This window comes from Mesorhizobium sp. M0106 (genome assembly GCF_040322715.1).
Taxonomy (GTDB): Bacteria; Pseudomonadota; Alphaproteobacteria; order Rhizobiales; family Rhizobiaceae; genus Mesorhizobium.
Genome location: NZ_JAMYUA010000007.1, coordinates 71667 through 85376 on the forward strand (window position 1 = coordinate 71667; position 13710 = coordinate 85376).

At 59.2% G+C, this 13710-nt stretch carries 9 protein-coding genes; 3 read left to right on the forward strand and 6 right to left on the reverse strand.

Annotated elements, in window-relative coordinates; all coding sequences use genetic code 11:
* Positions 1-331: 331 nt before the first annotated feature.
* Entirely contained in the window at positions 332-1009 is a 678-nt protein-coding gene (locus NKJ55_RS09570; RefSeq protein ID WP_023675618.1) for a LuxR C-terminal-related transcriptional regulator, read from the forward strand.
* 183 nt (positions 1010-1192) lie between these two features.
* Here NKJ55_RS09570 and NKJ55_RS09575 read toward each other — a convergent pair whose 3' ends face one another.
* Positions 1193-2932: a sensor histidine kinase gene (locus tag NKJ55_RS09575; protein WP_352449678.1), complete on the reverse strand. Its 1740-nt coding sequence runs from the start codon at positions 2930-2932 to the stop codon at positions 1193-1195.
* Positions 2933-3218: 286 nt separating this feature from the next.
* Here NKJ55_RS09575 and NKJ55_RS09580 point away from each other — a divergent pair, with 286 nt between their 5' ends.
* Together NKJ55_RS09580 and NKJ55_RS09585 are read left to right on the forward strand one after the other, a co-directional pair.
* The gene (locus NKJ55_RS09580) at positions 3219-3926 is read left to right on the forward strand and encodes a helix-turn-helix transcriptional regulator (protein ID WP_352449679.1); all 708 of its coding nucleotides are present in this window, start codon (positions 3219-3221) and stop codon (positions 3924-3926) included.
* Between the two features lie 244 nt (positions 3927-4170).
* Positions 4171-5283 (forward strand): NAD-dependent epimerase, encoded by a 1113-nt coding sequence (locus NKJ55_RS09585; RefSeq protein WP_352449680.1) that lies wholly within the window; start codon positions 4171-4173, stop codon positions 5281-5283.
* A 149-nt stretch (positions 5284-5432) separates the two neighbouring features.
* Here NKJ55_RS09585 and NKJ55_RS09590 read toward each other — a convergent pair whose 3' ends face one another.
* From NKJ55_RS09590 to NKJ55_RS09610, 5 genes are read right to left on the reverse strand one after another with little or no spacing between them, the layout of a single operon-like run.
* Complete coding sequence (locus NKJ55_RS09590; RefSeq protein WP_023675614.1) at positions 5433-7010, reverse strand: lipopolysaccharide biosynthesis protein; 1578 nt, start codon at positions 7008-7010, stop codon at positions 5433-5435.
* On the reverse strand, positions 7007-9223 hold the full coding sequence (locus NKJ55_RS09595; protein WP_352449681.1) for a GumC family protein: 2217 nt from the start codon (positions 9221-9223) through the stop codon (positions 7007-7009). The genes NKJ55_RS09590 and NKJ55_RS09595 overlap by 4 nt, the downstream gene beginning before the upstream one ends.
* Position 9224: 1 nt before the next feature.
* Positions 9225-11222 carry an asparagine synthase (glutamine-hydrolyzing) gene (asnB, locus tag NKJ55_RS09600; RefSeq protein ID WP_352449682.1) on the reverse strand — a complete coding sequence of 666 codons (1998 nt, stop codon included), beginning with the start codon at positions 11220-11222 and terminating at the stop codon, positions 9225-9227.
* A gap of 4 nt (positions 11223-11226) precedes the next feature.
* On the reverse strand, positions 11227-12483 hold the full coding sequence (locus NKJ55_RS09605) for an O-antigen ligase family protein (protein WP_352449683.1): 1257 nt from the start codon (positions 12481-12483) through the stop codon (positions 11227-11229).
* Complete coding sequence (locus NKJ55_RS09610) at positions 12480-13703, reverse strand: glycosyltransferase family 4 protein (RefSeq protein ID WP_352449684.1); 1224 nt, start codon at positions 13701-13703, stop codon at positions 12480-12482. The genes NKJ55_RS09605 and NKJ55_RS09610 overlap by 4 nt, the downstream gene beginning before the upstream one ends.
* Positions 13704-13710 lie beyond the last annotated feature (7 nt).

The following is a 13710-nucleotide window of genomic DNA, read 5'->3' on the forward strand; positions in this document are numbered from 1 at the left end:
GGCCGTCAGGGTGGATGTCGTCGTGCATTCGAATGGTAACAATTCAGCCGTTTTGCTGTTCTATATCTTTAGACCTATAGCACTGCTGAACGGCCGGCCGGTCTGTCAGCTGTCCAAAAGGTCAGAACGTATGTTCGACGACGTTCGGCGGGTTTCGCTCACAAGGGGCAAAAAAAGAGGAGCGTTTCCCGTCATTTAAGATTATATTAGAAATCTGGCGTTTGCGGTGTTGGGGGTGCCGCAGCGTCGGCTGGATGAATCGACGAGTGGATGGCCACGACTTTCAGGCCATTACCGTTCAATCCATTCAGATTGGCGTTGGGGTAGTTCAATGTATCGAATCGTCATCGCCGACGATCACGGCTTGTATCGTCGCGGCTTGCGATTGGCACTGACCGCAGGCATTCCAGGTGTGGAGATCTTTGAAGCGTCTTGTTTCGACGCGGTGCTCAGTTTGCTGGCAGAGCAGTCGTTCGTGGATCTTGCGATCCTGGATCTGAATATGCCGGGCCTGTTCAATCAAGAAGTGCTCGGCGGGATCCTGTCTGCCTATCCGGACACGCGATTTGCGATCGTTTCCGGAAACGATTCACGCTCGGAAATACTCACGGCTCTGTCGATCGGGCTTCACGGCTACATCGTAAAATCGCAGACGGACGAAGAGGTTGTTTTGGCCGTCAATGAAATCCTCTCCGGCCGCATCTATGTTCCTGCACTTCTGTCACGCCCGGGAGCGACGCAAACAACCCACGCGCATACCCATTCCGACGACAAAGGCCCACAGAGGCGTACCGCTGGCGTCAACCTTGGCAGGCTGACTTCGAGGCAAAAGGAAGTCCTCAAGCTGATGGCGGAAGGCTATTCAAACAAGGAAATTGCGCGCGATCTGGAAATCGCAGAGGCGACCACGAAAATCCACGCTGCTGCGGTTCTGCGTGAATTGGGGGTACGCAATCGGACCGAGGCTGCCGTTATGCTGAAGACTTGGCTTTCGAGACATGCCAGCTAGAGCGCCGCGCGTCCTTTTGGACGTGCAAACGGCGTCCCAAGACTCCTCATGCATTTTACTGCATATCCCAAAGCCGCGGCGCAGCTTTGGGCCGACGACATTCTTGGAAGGAACCCTGCGCATCTCAAAGGCCGCTCAGCGCGACCCGCCTTTAGATATCTGCTTTCCGATTGGAGCACTGCACTAAAATCCGATTTCCTTGCGTGACAGCCGCAGCGAATACCGCAACCCTTGGTCCGATATTTCCAGCCTGGGAGAGTGACCGACAAGCGGCGCTCCATCCACTCCGATTATCATGGAACCGAAGCCATGACGGACTACGCTTGAGGTCCTACGCCGCCCCGATTCCACCCACTCGAACACGATATCGCTGCCTGTTTCTTCAGGTGCGAACGTCCAGCTTACGTCGATCCGGCCTTTTGGATCGGCAAGCGCTCCGTATTTCATGGAATTGGTGGCAAGCTCGTGAACGATCATTGCAAAACTCTCGGCGGCGCCTCCCGACATCGCCACGGAAGGACCGCTGACCGATATCGCACGTGTTCCAATATATGGGTGCAATTCTTGCGCAACGAGATCGTTTATCGCCCCCGATACGCTGCCGTTGCGTGAAAGAAGCAGATGGGTTGCCTCGAGCGCGCGTATCCGGTCGATCAGCATTTCCTTGTATTTGGCGACGTTGTTTCCGGGAACATCGACCATTTTCACGAGCGCCGTGATCACCGCGAAAACGTTGCCGAATCTGTGACGCTGTTCGAGCATGATGCGCTCCCGCTTCTTTGCCGCGGCGCGCAGCAGCGTGGTTTGTCGTCTCTCGCTCAGGTCGGCAGCCACTCCAAGCCGCTGTCCACCATCATCATGTCTTTCCTCCCTTCCGCGCAGCGCAACCCAGCGGATATGTCCGTCCGGTCGGCGGACGCGTATCTCAACATCGTAATTCGTGACCGAGGGCGCGGCCTTTCTCGATGCCGCCAGCTTTGGCCAGTCCGCCGGATGAACGACAGCTGATAGCTCCTCCAAACTGCGGCTATTGGCCTGGGCCAGGCCGAGAATGTCCCAGAACGTGTCCGAGCCCGTGACTATTCCGTCTTTAAGGTCTATGCGCCACGTGGCCAAGCGTCCAGCAGACAGAGCGAGGTCCAGCCATTCCTTCTGGGCCCGAAGCGCTTCGTGAACAGCGCGTCGTTCCGAAATATCGTCGACCACCACGAAGATGCTCTCCGAGAGGCCACCCTCGGGCACGGACGAAGAAAGCGTTAGCCTGGCCCAGAATGCCGTACCGTCCTTTCGTGACAGACGCACCTCCGAAACGAACGAAGAAATGTCATTGCCCAACCTCGCCAGCAATTGCGCCAAGGTATCCCGGTCGTTCGGATGGGCGAGCGTATCGAGCTGCAATTGGGCAAGCTCCTCCTCCTTGTACCCGGTCATCTCACAAAGGCGTCTGTTGGACTGCAGCAACTCACCTTTCTTGTTGGTGTTCGCGAATCCCATGGCAGCACGTTCGAAGGCCCAACGATAGCGGCTTTCGGTCGCCTCGACGGCAGCGAGCCTGGCCTCCGCGACTTCCAGCAACTCACGCAAGTCCTGCCGCAGACGATGGAAGGTCATGGCAATCACGCCACCCGAAACCAGAAGCAGGATTGCGCGTGCCCAATCTCCACTTGAAATCTGATCGTGTCCTCGTGCCCACAGCCCGACAGCCACCATCAGAATGGTCGCAGCGAGCGCCGGTACACGGTCTTCGAGATAGGCGATAATAATAATAGCCGGAATAAATTCCAGAAAACTGGCGCCTTGCCCAATATAGGCTGACGATTTTATTTCAAATATCAGTGTGGCAGCTAACACCGATGCAGAGGCAATATGAGTTAGCAATCTGCCCGACGGGTTCGAATTCGACCTGCGCGACTGCGAGCTCATGGACACAGACTACAACCTTCTGACTAGCCCGTCGAGACTAGAGCAAAAAACGTACAGCTTAGTACCACTGCCGGATTGCCATACCGCTATCATAGCGCGCATTTTATCGGACGCAGCGGGGCCTAAGAGCTGCCTTAGAACTGTCGGATCATATTAAGTTTTCAAGGTGGTGATGAACGTATTATCCGTCAGCGCATAGAAGACTAGAATCCAGCTACACATAGAAGACTACATGAATCCCGAATATTTATTTCGGGCGTGTGAAACTTTGGGTTAGGGGTAGAAAATGAATCTGATCGATAGACAGGTCGATGCTTCGAGCAATCGGTACATTGTTACGAGGACCAAGTATGATTTTGAAGCGCGGAATACGCGGCCCTCTTCTGGTCACCTTCCCGATCGCGCATCGGATCCATTGGACGCAAGGTTCGGCGAACCAAAAGGCCGCAGTCTGGAATCCATAACCGGCGTGCTTGATCGCATTGGCTGTGGCTATCTCGTGCTGAATCGCGAAAGAAAAGTAGTCGAGTGGAACGCAGCCGCCCAAACCACGCTTGAGCGCCAGGGCGAAGCGGCCGACACGGCGAGCGGACTTACGGCCGCCCTAAGGCGGCTGATCGCGAATGTTCCGGGCCAATTCCTGCCGGGCTCGTTGTCTTGGGTGGTGATCCGCAGCAGGGGCGACCGACCGGTGATACTGAACGAGAACGGCGTTATCGCTCCCGACGGAACGAGCATTGTGGCGCTGCTGGATCGCGACAACAGGTCGGGGCCAAATCCTCGGACGCTGCAAAGAATGTTTGGCTTGACGAGCGCAGAAACGCACCTCGCCTTGCGCTTAGCCCAGGGCGACGCACCTTTGGAGATCGCTCGCAGCTGGCGTCTCAGCCGCACCACGATCCGTTCCCAGCTTGCCTCGCTGTTCGCCAAGACCGAAACAAAACGCCAGGCGGAACTGGTGGCTCTTCTTGGCCGTATTTCGGTCCTGCCGTAAGGCCGGCCACTTAGATCCAATCGCCGGACGTCGGCATCCGCCCGGGATTCAAACTACGCAAGTTGGCGTGTCATGACTTGGCAGGTCGTGCACCGCATTGCGCACTCCACTAGGTTCGATGCGCCAGCGTAAATATCGAAAGCCGCAATCCCGGACCGGCTATTCGGTACTGTCGAACGGATTCGAAAGGCGACAAGTGGACAACGATCTATGCAGCGATTCTGTCCTTGCCGCAGCGGAGAAGATGGAAATCGCTCGATCCCGTTCGGACCGCGCGGTGAAGAAACTTGCACGGACAGGACCGATCGTCGTCACCGGCGCCGCGGGCTTCATTGGTTTTCACGTGGCCTCACGGCTTTTGCGTCTTGGTGTCAAAGTCGTGGGCGTCGACAATTTCACGCCCTATTACGATCTGCGGCTCAAGGAAGCGCGGTTTGCACGCCTCTGTAGCGAGGCGAAATTCACGCCGGTACGAATGGATCTGGCGGATGCCGCGCGCGTTCAGTTGCTGTTTTCAAACGTTCGCCCCTCACATCTTGTCCATCTCGCGGCTCAGGCCGGCGTGCGTCATTCACTTGTTGACCCGCACGCCTATGTGCAATCGAATATAGTGGCGTTTCTCAACGTCCTTGAGGGCTGCCGGCATCATGGCGTCAGTCATCTCGTCTACGCCTCTTCGAGCTCCGTCTACGGCTTGAATCGAACCATACCGTTTTCCGAAAACCACGGCGCCGATCATCCCGTCAGCTTCTACGCCGCCACCAAGCGTTCGAATGAATTCATGGCGCATTCATACAGCCATTTGTTCGGCTTGCCCGTGACCGGACTGCGCTTCTTCACCGTTTATGGCCCTTGGGGCAGGCCCGACATGGCCGTCTACTTGTTCACGCGCGCGATCGTCGAGAGCAAACCAATTGAAGTAGCCAATGCCGGCCGCGTGTGGCGAGATTTCACCTATATCGACGATATCGCTGAGGGCGTGGTTCGAGCACTTGCTACACCGCCGCAGCCAGATCCGAATTGGGACCCTTGCACCGCCGACCCTGCCACAAGTTCCGCGCCGTATCGCGTCTACAATATCGGCAACGACCGGCCCGAGGAGATCAACCGGCTGATTTCGATCATCGAGACCGCACTTGGCAGCCGGGCAGTTCGCGTGGATGTGCCGTTGCCGCCTGGCGACGTTCTGGAGACGCGTGCCGACGTCAGCGATCTTCGCCAGGCCGTCGGCTTCGCCCCGGCAACACCGCTAGAGGACGGAGTGCGACGCTTTGTCGAATGGTACCGGGACTTTCATGGAACGGATGCCGCGGCCAGCATACGGCAACAGACGTTGGTGAATGAGGCCACCGTGTAGGCCGCGGGCCCTGTCGGGCGATGATCTGCCACTCGGCGCGTAACGCGTCGGCCACAAAGCCGCTCTCGCCAGTCTCTATCCGACACAACCCTGGACTCGAAATTCCTGAACGCTGATGCCGTCGCGTATCGGGGCGCGACGGTCTCAAATCAGCGCAGGAACCAATGTCGCCGCTGGCCTTCGACTGCGTGCGTTCTGAACGATGTTAGCGCAAAGATCAGCCCAGGGATAATTTTCAGCCGTTTGCTGATGTAGATCGACATCGCCACATTCCAAATCGCCAACGCAAGCGCGAGGCCCACTGCGGCGCCCGGCGCGCCGTAGAGCGCAATTCCTGTGGCACAGCCTATGATACTGGCCGCAGCGCCGACGATCATGGTTGCGGCTGCCGCCCATTCGTTTCCGGTCATCATCAAGAGGAGCATCTGGGGTCCGCACAGCGCGACAAAGACATATCCGAGAATGAGTATCCGCGCGACGGGTGCCGCGGTACTGAAATCCCCGCCGAACCAGCTCAACAGAGGTTCAATAATCGCAAGCATCGGGATGGCCATCGTTAGAGCCCCACCAGAGGAAAGTAGGGCGGCCCGTGAAAACAGCTGCTGCAGAGCCAGCCGATCGCCTCGGGCATGAAGGGCAGCCGCTGTCGGCGCAAACATCGTAGAGACGGCAACCAGGGAAAGGCTCACAAGCAAGGCGACGTTCAATCCCAATGCGAAAATGCCTGCTTCGCGAATGTGATGCGTCCAGCCCAGCACCATGACTCCGGCCCGGCTGATGAAAACATCGAGCCCAGCCATGAGCATCATTGGCGGAACCGCGGACCACCATTCCCGCGACTCGTCGCCTGGCTGAACCTGCCGCAAGCCAGGCGGCTGAAATTTTGTCGCCATGACGAACACCAGGCCGACCGTGATGGCTGAACTTGCCAGCACCGCCTGCATCACCAAGGGTGCGTTGGGGGTCCATGATCCGGATAAGCCCGCCATTCCCAGCAACGTCAACAAGAGGCCGTCGCGCACTATGCGTTCCGGCAGGAGGGCCGAGACACCGCCGCCGAAAGCACGAACAAGTGTTGCGCCCAAAGCGTAGGCGGTGACCAAAGGCACTGCTGCCATGCCTAGCAGCTGGCTGATTTGAAGCTCCTTGTGAGAAGGATCTGAAAAGAAAAAGATCAAGGCGGCGCCAACGATGCCGAATAGTGTCGCCGCCGCCAGCGACCTCTGCAGAGCAAACCTGATTACGCCGTGTACCAGGTCAAGCCGCCCTTTGGCACTGTAGGCGGAGACGAAACGCAACAAGGATACATGGAAACCAAGCGTTGCAAGATAGGCAAGCACCGAGGTCCAGGCCAGAACATAGGAGTAGATGCCATAGCTGGTGGAGCCAACGATGCGCGCAATCAATAACTGCGCCAAGCTGGTCAAGCCCGCACCCCCGATATAGACCAAAAGAGCGAAGATGCTGGCATAGCCGAGACCCCGGCCCGTGTCCTCCTTGTGCGGCAAAACCATATTCGTTGGAGCAACGGAGGCCGCAGGGAAGCGGGCGAGCTTCGGATCGCTGAAATCGTCGATGTCTTTTGCGCCGGCGTCGCGCATTTCATCGCCTTGATCGCCTTTGGCCGCGGACCCTGCTCCGGACTGCGAGATCGTCGATATTATCTTCCGCTCGACAGGTCGAATGCCGTGGCGGTCGTTACGCGGAATCCCGCATGTGACATTCATGATGTTCTCTCGAGCAAGAGATCCGCGCTGTCCCCAAACCGGTAGCCGGCGTGTTTCCTAAGATTGACCTGCGTGAGAACGCTGCCTACGGGGACCTGAGCCGTCTCGTCCTCCGTCAGCAACTGCAGAACACCACGCGCGATGCTGCGACGCGTCCTGGCCCAGCGAACAGCGAAAAGAACCGCGTCAGCCCAGCCCGTCAGTAGCCTGGCCTCAGGTCCTCCAAGCCCCAGCGGTCCATTTATGATGACGATGCTGTACATCGAGCGCAGCTCATCTGTGACCAGGGACCCGTCGATCATGGACAGTTGCGGCAGCAGATCCTCTGATGGTGCGAGTGCCATGAAGTCGATTCCAATTTCAGGCATTCCCGTGACCGCGTCGTGCAGCGGACAACGGTCGCTCATATAGTCTCCAAAGGATTTATGTGGCTTGAACGCACCGAATTCGTTCAGAAACTCGTTCGTGAGGCGGGCGCCCGTGCCGTCAAGATCGAGAAAAAGCACTCGTCCCCCAAGTCGGGTAGCTGCCAAGGCGAGGCTCCATGCGAGCTCGGTCTTGCCATCATGCCGGACGCTGGACGTGACGAGGATGACGTGCGACGCACGGCCTCTCGCTTTGTTGAGAGCCACGGTGACAAGGAGAGAAGTGACGGCTCGGCTGTAGCTGCAGTTTTGCTGGCCGAGAACCAGCTGCTGTAGTCGTTTCGCGTGTATCGTGGGCGCTTCCGGTATCAGCCCCAGGCACGGAACCCCGAGCGCGGCTTCAGCTTCGGCCCCGCCGCGCAAGGTCTGATTGAGACGGCTGCGGACCAAGACGAAGACCCCGCCAATGAGGCCAAACACGATCATGCCGGGCGGAATAAGAAAGATGGGCGGCAGGGTTTTTGGATTCGTTGGCGGCCATGCCGCTGAAAGGATCGAGACCCCGGGCAAGGGAGTTGCGATGCGCTGCACCAGATCCTGTTGTTGGGTGAGAAGCTGGTTGTATCGCTGCGTCAGGATGCTGACCTGCGGCTCGAGCGCACGCAAGCCGGAAAGCCGGCCGGCTGTGTCGGCCACCACCGCATCGAGCACATTCTTACGGCCCTCCAGAGCAGCGATCTGGGCACGGTAGATGTTCCCCTCCGCCGCAATGCGAGCAGTGCCTTGTTCGATCTCGCCGTTGATCGCAGTGCTAAGGCCCGCATCCGCATTGTCGTTGGCTTGGCGGGCCGCCATGTCGGCCAATACCGGAGACCCGATCGCTTCGGCGAGCGCCGCCACCGATGCTCCTTCCTCTCGCAAAGCCTCGATGTGCTGAAGGCGAGATTCCGTCGCTGAGAGATCCGCTTTCGACAAGGATATCTGCTGACTAAGTTCGGCTGTCTCCTTGGCAGCGTTATCCGCCGCACCTTGATCGACCGCGCCATGGCTCAGTCGATACTTTTCCAGGCGGTCGGTCGCTTTCGCCAGGTCGCTTTGTACGACCGGCAGGCTGGCGACGATCGAGGCGAGTTCCAGCCTGTCTGACGCCCTGCGCTTCTGTGCGAGATCGTCGATGTATACTTGGACGAACGTATTGGCCACCAGGGCGGCTCGCGCCGGATCGTCGTCGGTGAAGCCGACGGTGATCACCCTTGATCTCAGTTCCTGTCCAACCCTCATGCCCTTCCGCAATGCCTTGAGTTCGGCTGCATCGGCCGCCTCCGGCCCGCCCTGCGGCCAAATCCTTTCTAGCAGACCAGCTGCAAAGGTGCGTATGTTCTGCAGGTTGCCGCCTACCGGGGCGGCGCGGGAATTTCCGACATCACCTTGCTCAGCAATGTTGCCGATCTTTGTCTCGCGTAGGGCTGCCACCAGGCGACGCAGATGCCCCTGCGAAGAGAGCATGGTTAAGTGGTCATCAATGCTCGCATCCAGCATCTCCTGAGCGGAATCCGCACCTCCGGGAGCCGCGTTCCTGCCAGGAGCATCGACAATCACCTGTGCGGTCGCCTCGAACAGGACAGGACGCACAAAACCCGCAAGCCCAGCCAACACTCCGCCCAAAATCACCATTGCAAGCAGGAACCATTTTCTCCTCGCGATGGTAATGAGGAGTTGATGGAAGGGGGTCTGCGCGTCGACCTGTTCGCGCAGGAATGGCCTCATGCGCGGATTGATCTCGCGCGTCGGCACGTGCATTTCAGTGGCGTGCGGAAGGTGAATTCGGCTGACTATGGAACCTTCCATCTCATACTCCTGTCAGTTCGAGCGCTGTGGACATGCCCGTTGCCGGCCCGGCGGACCGCCCGGCCTCGTTGCGCCAGGCCTGGAACATCAACGCGGGCCACAAATCGCGAGAATGATCCTGTCTTCCGTCAAGATGGTCGCGCCAGCAGGTTTCGACCTTCGCAAAGTCGAAGATCCCATCTCCGGAGAGGCGTATATCGGCGACTAGATCGCTGGCCCAGATGCGCAACGGGCCGCTCAGCCAGACTGCTATGGGAACATCGAAACCCTGCTTCGGCCGGTCGATCAGCCGTTGCGGAACATAGCGGCTAAGCAGCTGACGAAGAAGCCACTTGCCTTTGCCATTGCGGACCTTCGCATGTGCCGGCAGCCGCCAGGCGAATTCGACAACCCGATGGTCGAGAAGCGGGCACCGGCCTTCGAGGCTATTGGCCATGCTGGCGCGGTCCAACTTCACCAATATATCGTCGGGCAGGTAACCGGCCATGTCGTCGTACAAGAGACGGGACAGCAGGCCATCAAGCCGGGGGGACCCTTGAATTGATGTGGGCGGCGTGTGGAGTGCGAGGCTCCCGGTCGATGCTCCGGTCAGCCGTCGATGCAATTCGTCCTCATCTGGCGCAGCGAGCAGCCGAGCGAGGCGATGCAGCCGGTCGCTCCGCAGCGCGTGCCGTCCACTCGCCGAAAGCGGCAGCTTGCCGACGAAATCGTGACGCGCTGCACGGGCCAGCAAGCCGACCCCTGCAGCAAGCGCGTGACGCAGCGGCGACGGCAGCGCATGCTGTCGTTTCAACCGCGCAGCCATGAAATGACGGGCGTAACCGGCGAAGCATTCATCGCCACCGTCGCCTGATAGGGCCACCGTAACGTGCTGGCGAGCGAGCCGCGCCACGAGCAAAGTCGGTATCTGCGATTCATCGGCGAACGGCTCATCCCAGATCCGCGGCAGTTCCGGAATGACTTCACGCGCAGCGGCTGCTGAAAGGTGGAGTTCAGTATGATCGGTGCCCAGGTGCCGCGCGACCTCCGCCGCGTGGGGAGCCTCATCAAACCCGCCTTCTCCGAAAGCGATCGTGAATGTGCGCACCGGTTTTGGCGATTGGGCCTGCATCAGCGCCACAACCGTGGAGCTGTCGAGGCCACCAGACAGAAAGGCACCCAGCGGCACATCGGCTATCATGCGTTCCCGGACGGCAAGTCGAAGCAGGTCGTCGAGTCCATCGGTCAGTTCTTCGTCGGTACCGGCGATTAGATTCTGTCGACCGTTCGCGGCGACTTCAGGCAGCGACCACCAGTGTCGGGCGCGTTGCGAAAGGGATGCGGCGCTGCGCGCCTCGGCAAAATCCGCCGCTGTCACAGACAGGACCGAGCCCGGAGGTAGCTTGAACACGCCTCGCCAGATGCAACAGTTACCCGGTACCCATCCCTTCGAAAGCATTGTCGCGGCCGCGTCGAGATCGAGCTCCTGACAGAAACCTGGAAAACGATGGATTGCCTTCAACTCGGAGGCAAAAACGAGCGCATCGCGCGTTGCAGCAACATAGAGCGGCTTCTTGCCCATTCGGTCGCGGGCGAGATGGAGGGTCCTGGTCTTTAGATCCCACAATCCAAATGCGAACATGCCAGCGAGGCGGGTGAGTGCGGTGTCGAGACCCCAGCTCTCGATTGCGCACAGCATCACTTCGGTATCGCTGGCGCCACGGAACCGATGGCCAGCGTCTTCAAGCTCGCGGCGCAGATCGCGGAAATTGTAGATCTCGCCGTTGAAGGTAATGGCATATCGGCCACTTGCCGAATGCATCGGCTGGCGTCCTGCTTCCGATAGGTCGACTATAGCCAAACGCCTGTGGCCGAAGGCAATGCCGGCTTCGCGATTGATCCAGAAGCCTTCGCCATCAGGCCCACGATGACGAAGGGCCGTCGTCATCTGGCCAATCGCCCTGAGCGGCTTGATATTGGCGGCATCGGGTGCAAGGAGAATTCCGGTAATCCCACACATGCCATCACCTCAGGTCGCTAGAGGTTGCCGAAATCGTTCGCGGCGTTCCGGCAACAAGGCAAATGGTAAGCGCAAACCACACGATTGGATGGCGGATGATCAGATGTGGCATTCCGAAGATGACGATCGACACCACCAGCACGAACAGGGCATCGAGCTTCGCACGCCATGCGCATAAAGCCGCCGCGCCGACAATCCAGGCCAGGGCCAGGACCGCAACCAAACCACCTTGAGTGTACAGATCGAGAATCGTGTTGTGAGCCTCGAAAGGCCGGGGCAGAAATTGGCTGTAGGAAATGGGCGGGCGCTCCAGATGCGGGCCAGGACCAAGGCCCAGGGATCCTGACGTTAGGCCCTTGCCCAATGCATCTCCCCAGAGATGGATTCGAAGTGCAGCGGTTTCGGCGGTCGCTTCGCCGCCCTTGTCTTTGGTAAGACTCAAGGCGAACTGTTCGACGCTGCCCACCTCCGTGACGATGTAAGGCGTCATCGACATGGCCAACGGAAGGAAGCCAATCATCAGCAGGAGGGTAACTTGCCGGGACAGGCTGACCTTGCCGTCACCGGCTGCGAGCCATGTCCGAACCCGCAGCCCAAGAAATATCAGGCCGACCAGGACCGTCGTGTAAAGATAGGTATCACTCTTCGTCAGCCTTCCGACATAGATGGTCAGGATAAGGCTGCTGAGCCCGGCCAACCTCGCCCACGGCTTGCTTGTAGTCGTCGCAAGATGCAAGGCGAGCGGACCAAGGAGTGCGCAATAGAGCGCGAGCTGGTTGGGGTTCTCGGACCAGCCTCGGAAGCGATCCCAGTACCAGGGATCGACGCCGGATTGGTGGATCCAACCCCATCCAAGTGCCAGCTGAACAATAAAGCATGCATTCGCAATAGCGACCACCCACCAGGCAGCACTGCGCAGACGGCGATCCGCGTCGGGCTCCGCGGCGGCCAGACAGGTGACGCAGATCAGCAGCAGGTAGGCTACCATATCGTGCATCACCACCGACAGATACAGTACCGTGGTCAGGTAGCCAACGATGGTGCCAATACCCAGAGCGAGCGTGATGATCAGCCAGAAGCCCGCAACACGGATCAGGGCGGGCCTGACTACCAAGTGACCGCCGGCGAGCACCCGCCCGATCGACAGCATGATCCAAAGCGCGAGAAACAATTCGCCATAGCCGTAGGGCAAGCCCGGAACTGAGAGCTGCGCCGCATACGACATGGCCACGCCGCAGGCCAGGATCGCGTCCCGGATCATCGGCGCGCTCCACCCGATCCGCGGTTTGCAGCAGGCTCTTCAAGCAACACCGGCGATGCCGGTCGAGCCAAGCCGCCCTGGGATTTGGCACTAAGGACATTGTCGTAGAGATCGCAATATTGCTCGACCACCCAGGGCAGCGAGAACTGCGTCCGGACGAGCTCGACAGAGCGAGCGCCCATGGTCCGTCCTTTCCGGCGGTCGGACAGGACCTCTATAATTCGAGAGGCAAGGCCGTTCGCATCGTGCGGGGGAACGAGATGGCCGTTCCATCCGTCCTCGACCACCTCATTGCAACCAGGCATCATCGAGGCGACGATAGGCAATCCCGCGAGCCCTGCCTCCAGCAGGACGCGCGGAATCCCTTCTCGGTATTGTGTTGGAAAGGCGAACAGATCGGCCATGTCAAGAAGGGCAGGAACGTCGCGTCGTGGACCCAAGGCGATGACATGCGGCACATGTCGATCGATCTCAGCCTTGTCCACTGCAAATGGGCCCTCGGATTCCAATGGGCCGACAAGCACGAAACGGGCATTAGGCCTTTCCGACAGGATGCGAGGGACTGCCTTGAGGAGTGTCGGGATGCCTTTCTGGCGCGTTAGCCGGCCGACAAAAATTACGATCTCGGCGGATTGGAGCCCAAGCTCTTCGCGCATTTTCATCGCCGACGGGGCAAGATGCCTTGCCATGGCGAACGCATCGACGTCGATTCCAGAACTGCGGATCACTCGTCCGCTGCCGCGTCCGATCAGTCGGTAGCGTTCAAAGAATGCCTGATCGTCCCGATTCTGGAACACCGTAGCCGCCGTCCATAACGACGAAAGCCATTGCAGTCCGCAAAAGATTGGGCGCAGGGCAAGGGCGCGCGGTTCCAGGGACGAGAACGTCCAGCCCAGACCGTTGATAGTGCGGACGACTGGAACGCTTCCGCGCACCGCAATTGGCGTCACCAGGTTGGGCTTGGTGTCGAAGCTTTGGATAATGTCCGGCCGGAGTTCCGCCATCAGCTTTCGAATGGTTCTGATGGCGGCCCATTCTCCGCTGCTGCTGGAAAATCGGTCGAAACCGTAGCTGCGATGCGGAATGCCATGCCGCAGGAATGCGGCTTCACCGCCGCTCGACACCGCAGTAACACGGAATCCCTTCTCTCGCAGCGACATCAAGAACGGAATTCGCAGGGCATGATCCTCGCCTCCGACACACACCAGATGCGGATTCATCCTGCGT

What these genes read in the sequence shown, in the direction of transcription:
- NKJ55_RS09585 (WP_352449680.1), top strand. Translation starts at nt 4,171, where the DNA reads ATGGAAATCGCTCGATCCCGTTCGGACCGCGCGGTGAAGAAACTTGCA.
- NKJ55_RS09570 (WP_023675618.1), top strand. Translation starts at nt 332, where the DNA reads ATGTATCGAATCGTCATCGCCGACGATCACGGCTTGTATCGTCGCGGC.
- NKJ55_RS09575 (WP_352449678.1), bottom strand. Translation starts at nt 2,932, where the DNA reads ATGAGCTCGCAGTCGCGCAGGTCGAATTCGAACCCGTCGGGCAGATTG.
- NKJ55_RS09610 (WP_352449684.1), bottom strand. Translation starts at nt 13,703, where the DNA reads ATGAATCCGCATCTGGTGTGTGTCGGAGGCGAGGATCATGCCCTGCGA.
- NKJ55_RS09590 (WP_023675614.1), bottom strand. Translation starts at nt 7,010, where the DNA reads ATGAATGTCACATGCGGGATTCCGCGTAACGACCGCCACGGCATTCGA.
- asnB (WP_352449682.1), bottom strand. Translation starts at nt 11,222, where the DNA reads ATGTGTGGGATTACCGGAATTCTCCTTGCACCCGATGCCGCCAATATC.
- NKJ55_RS09580 (WP_352449679.1), top strand. Translation starts at nt 3,219, where the DNA reads ATGAATCTGATCGATAGACAGGTCGATGCTTCGAGCAATCGGTACATT.
- NKJ55_RS09605 (WP_352449683.1), bottom strand. Translation starts at nt 12,483, where the DNA reads ATGATCCGGGACGCGATCCTGGCCTGCGGCGTGGCCATGTCGTATGCG.
- NKJ55_RS09595 (WP_352449681.1), bottom strand. Translation starts at nt 9,223, where the DNA reads ATGGAAGGTTCCATAGTCAGCCGAATTCACCTTCCGCACGCCACTGAA.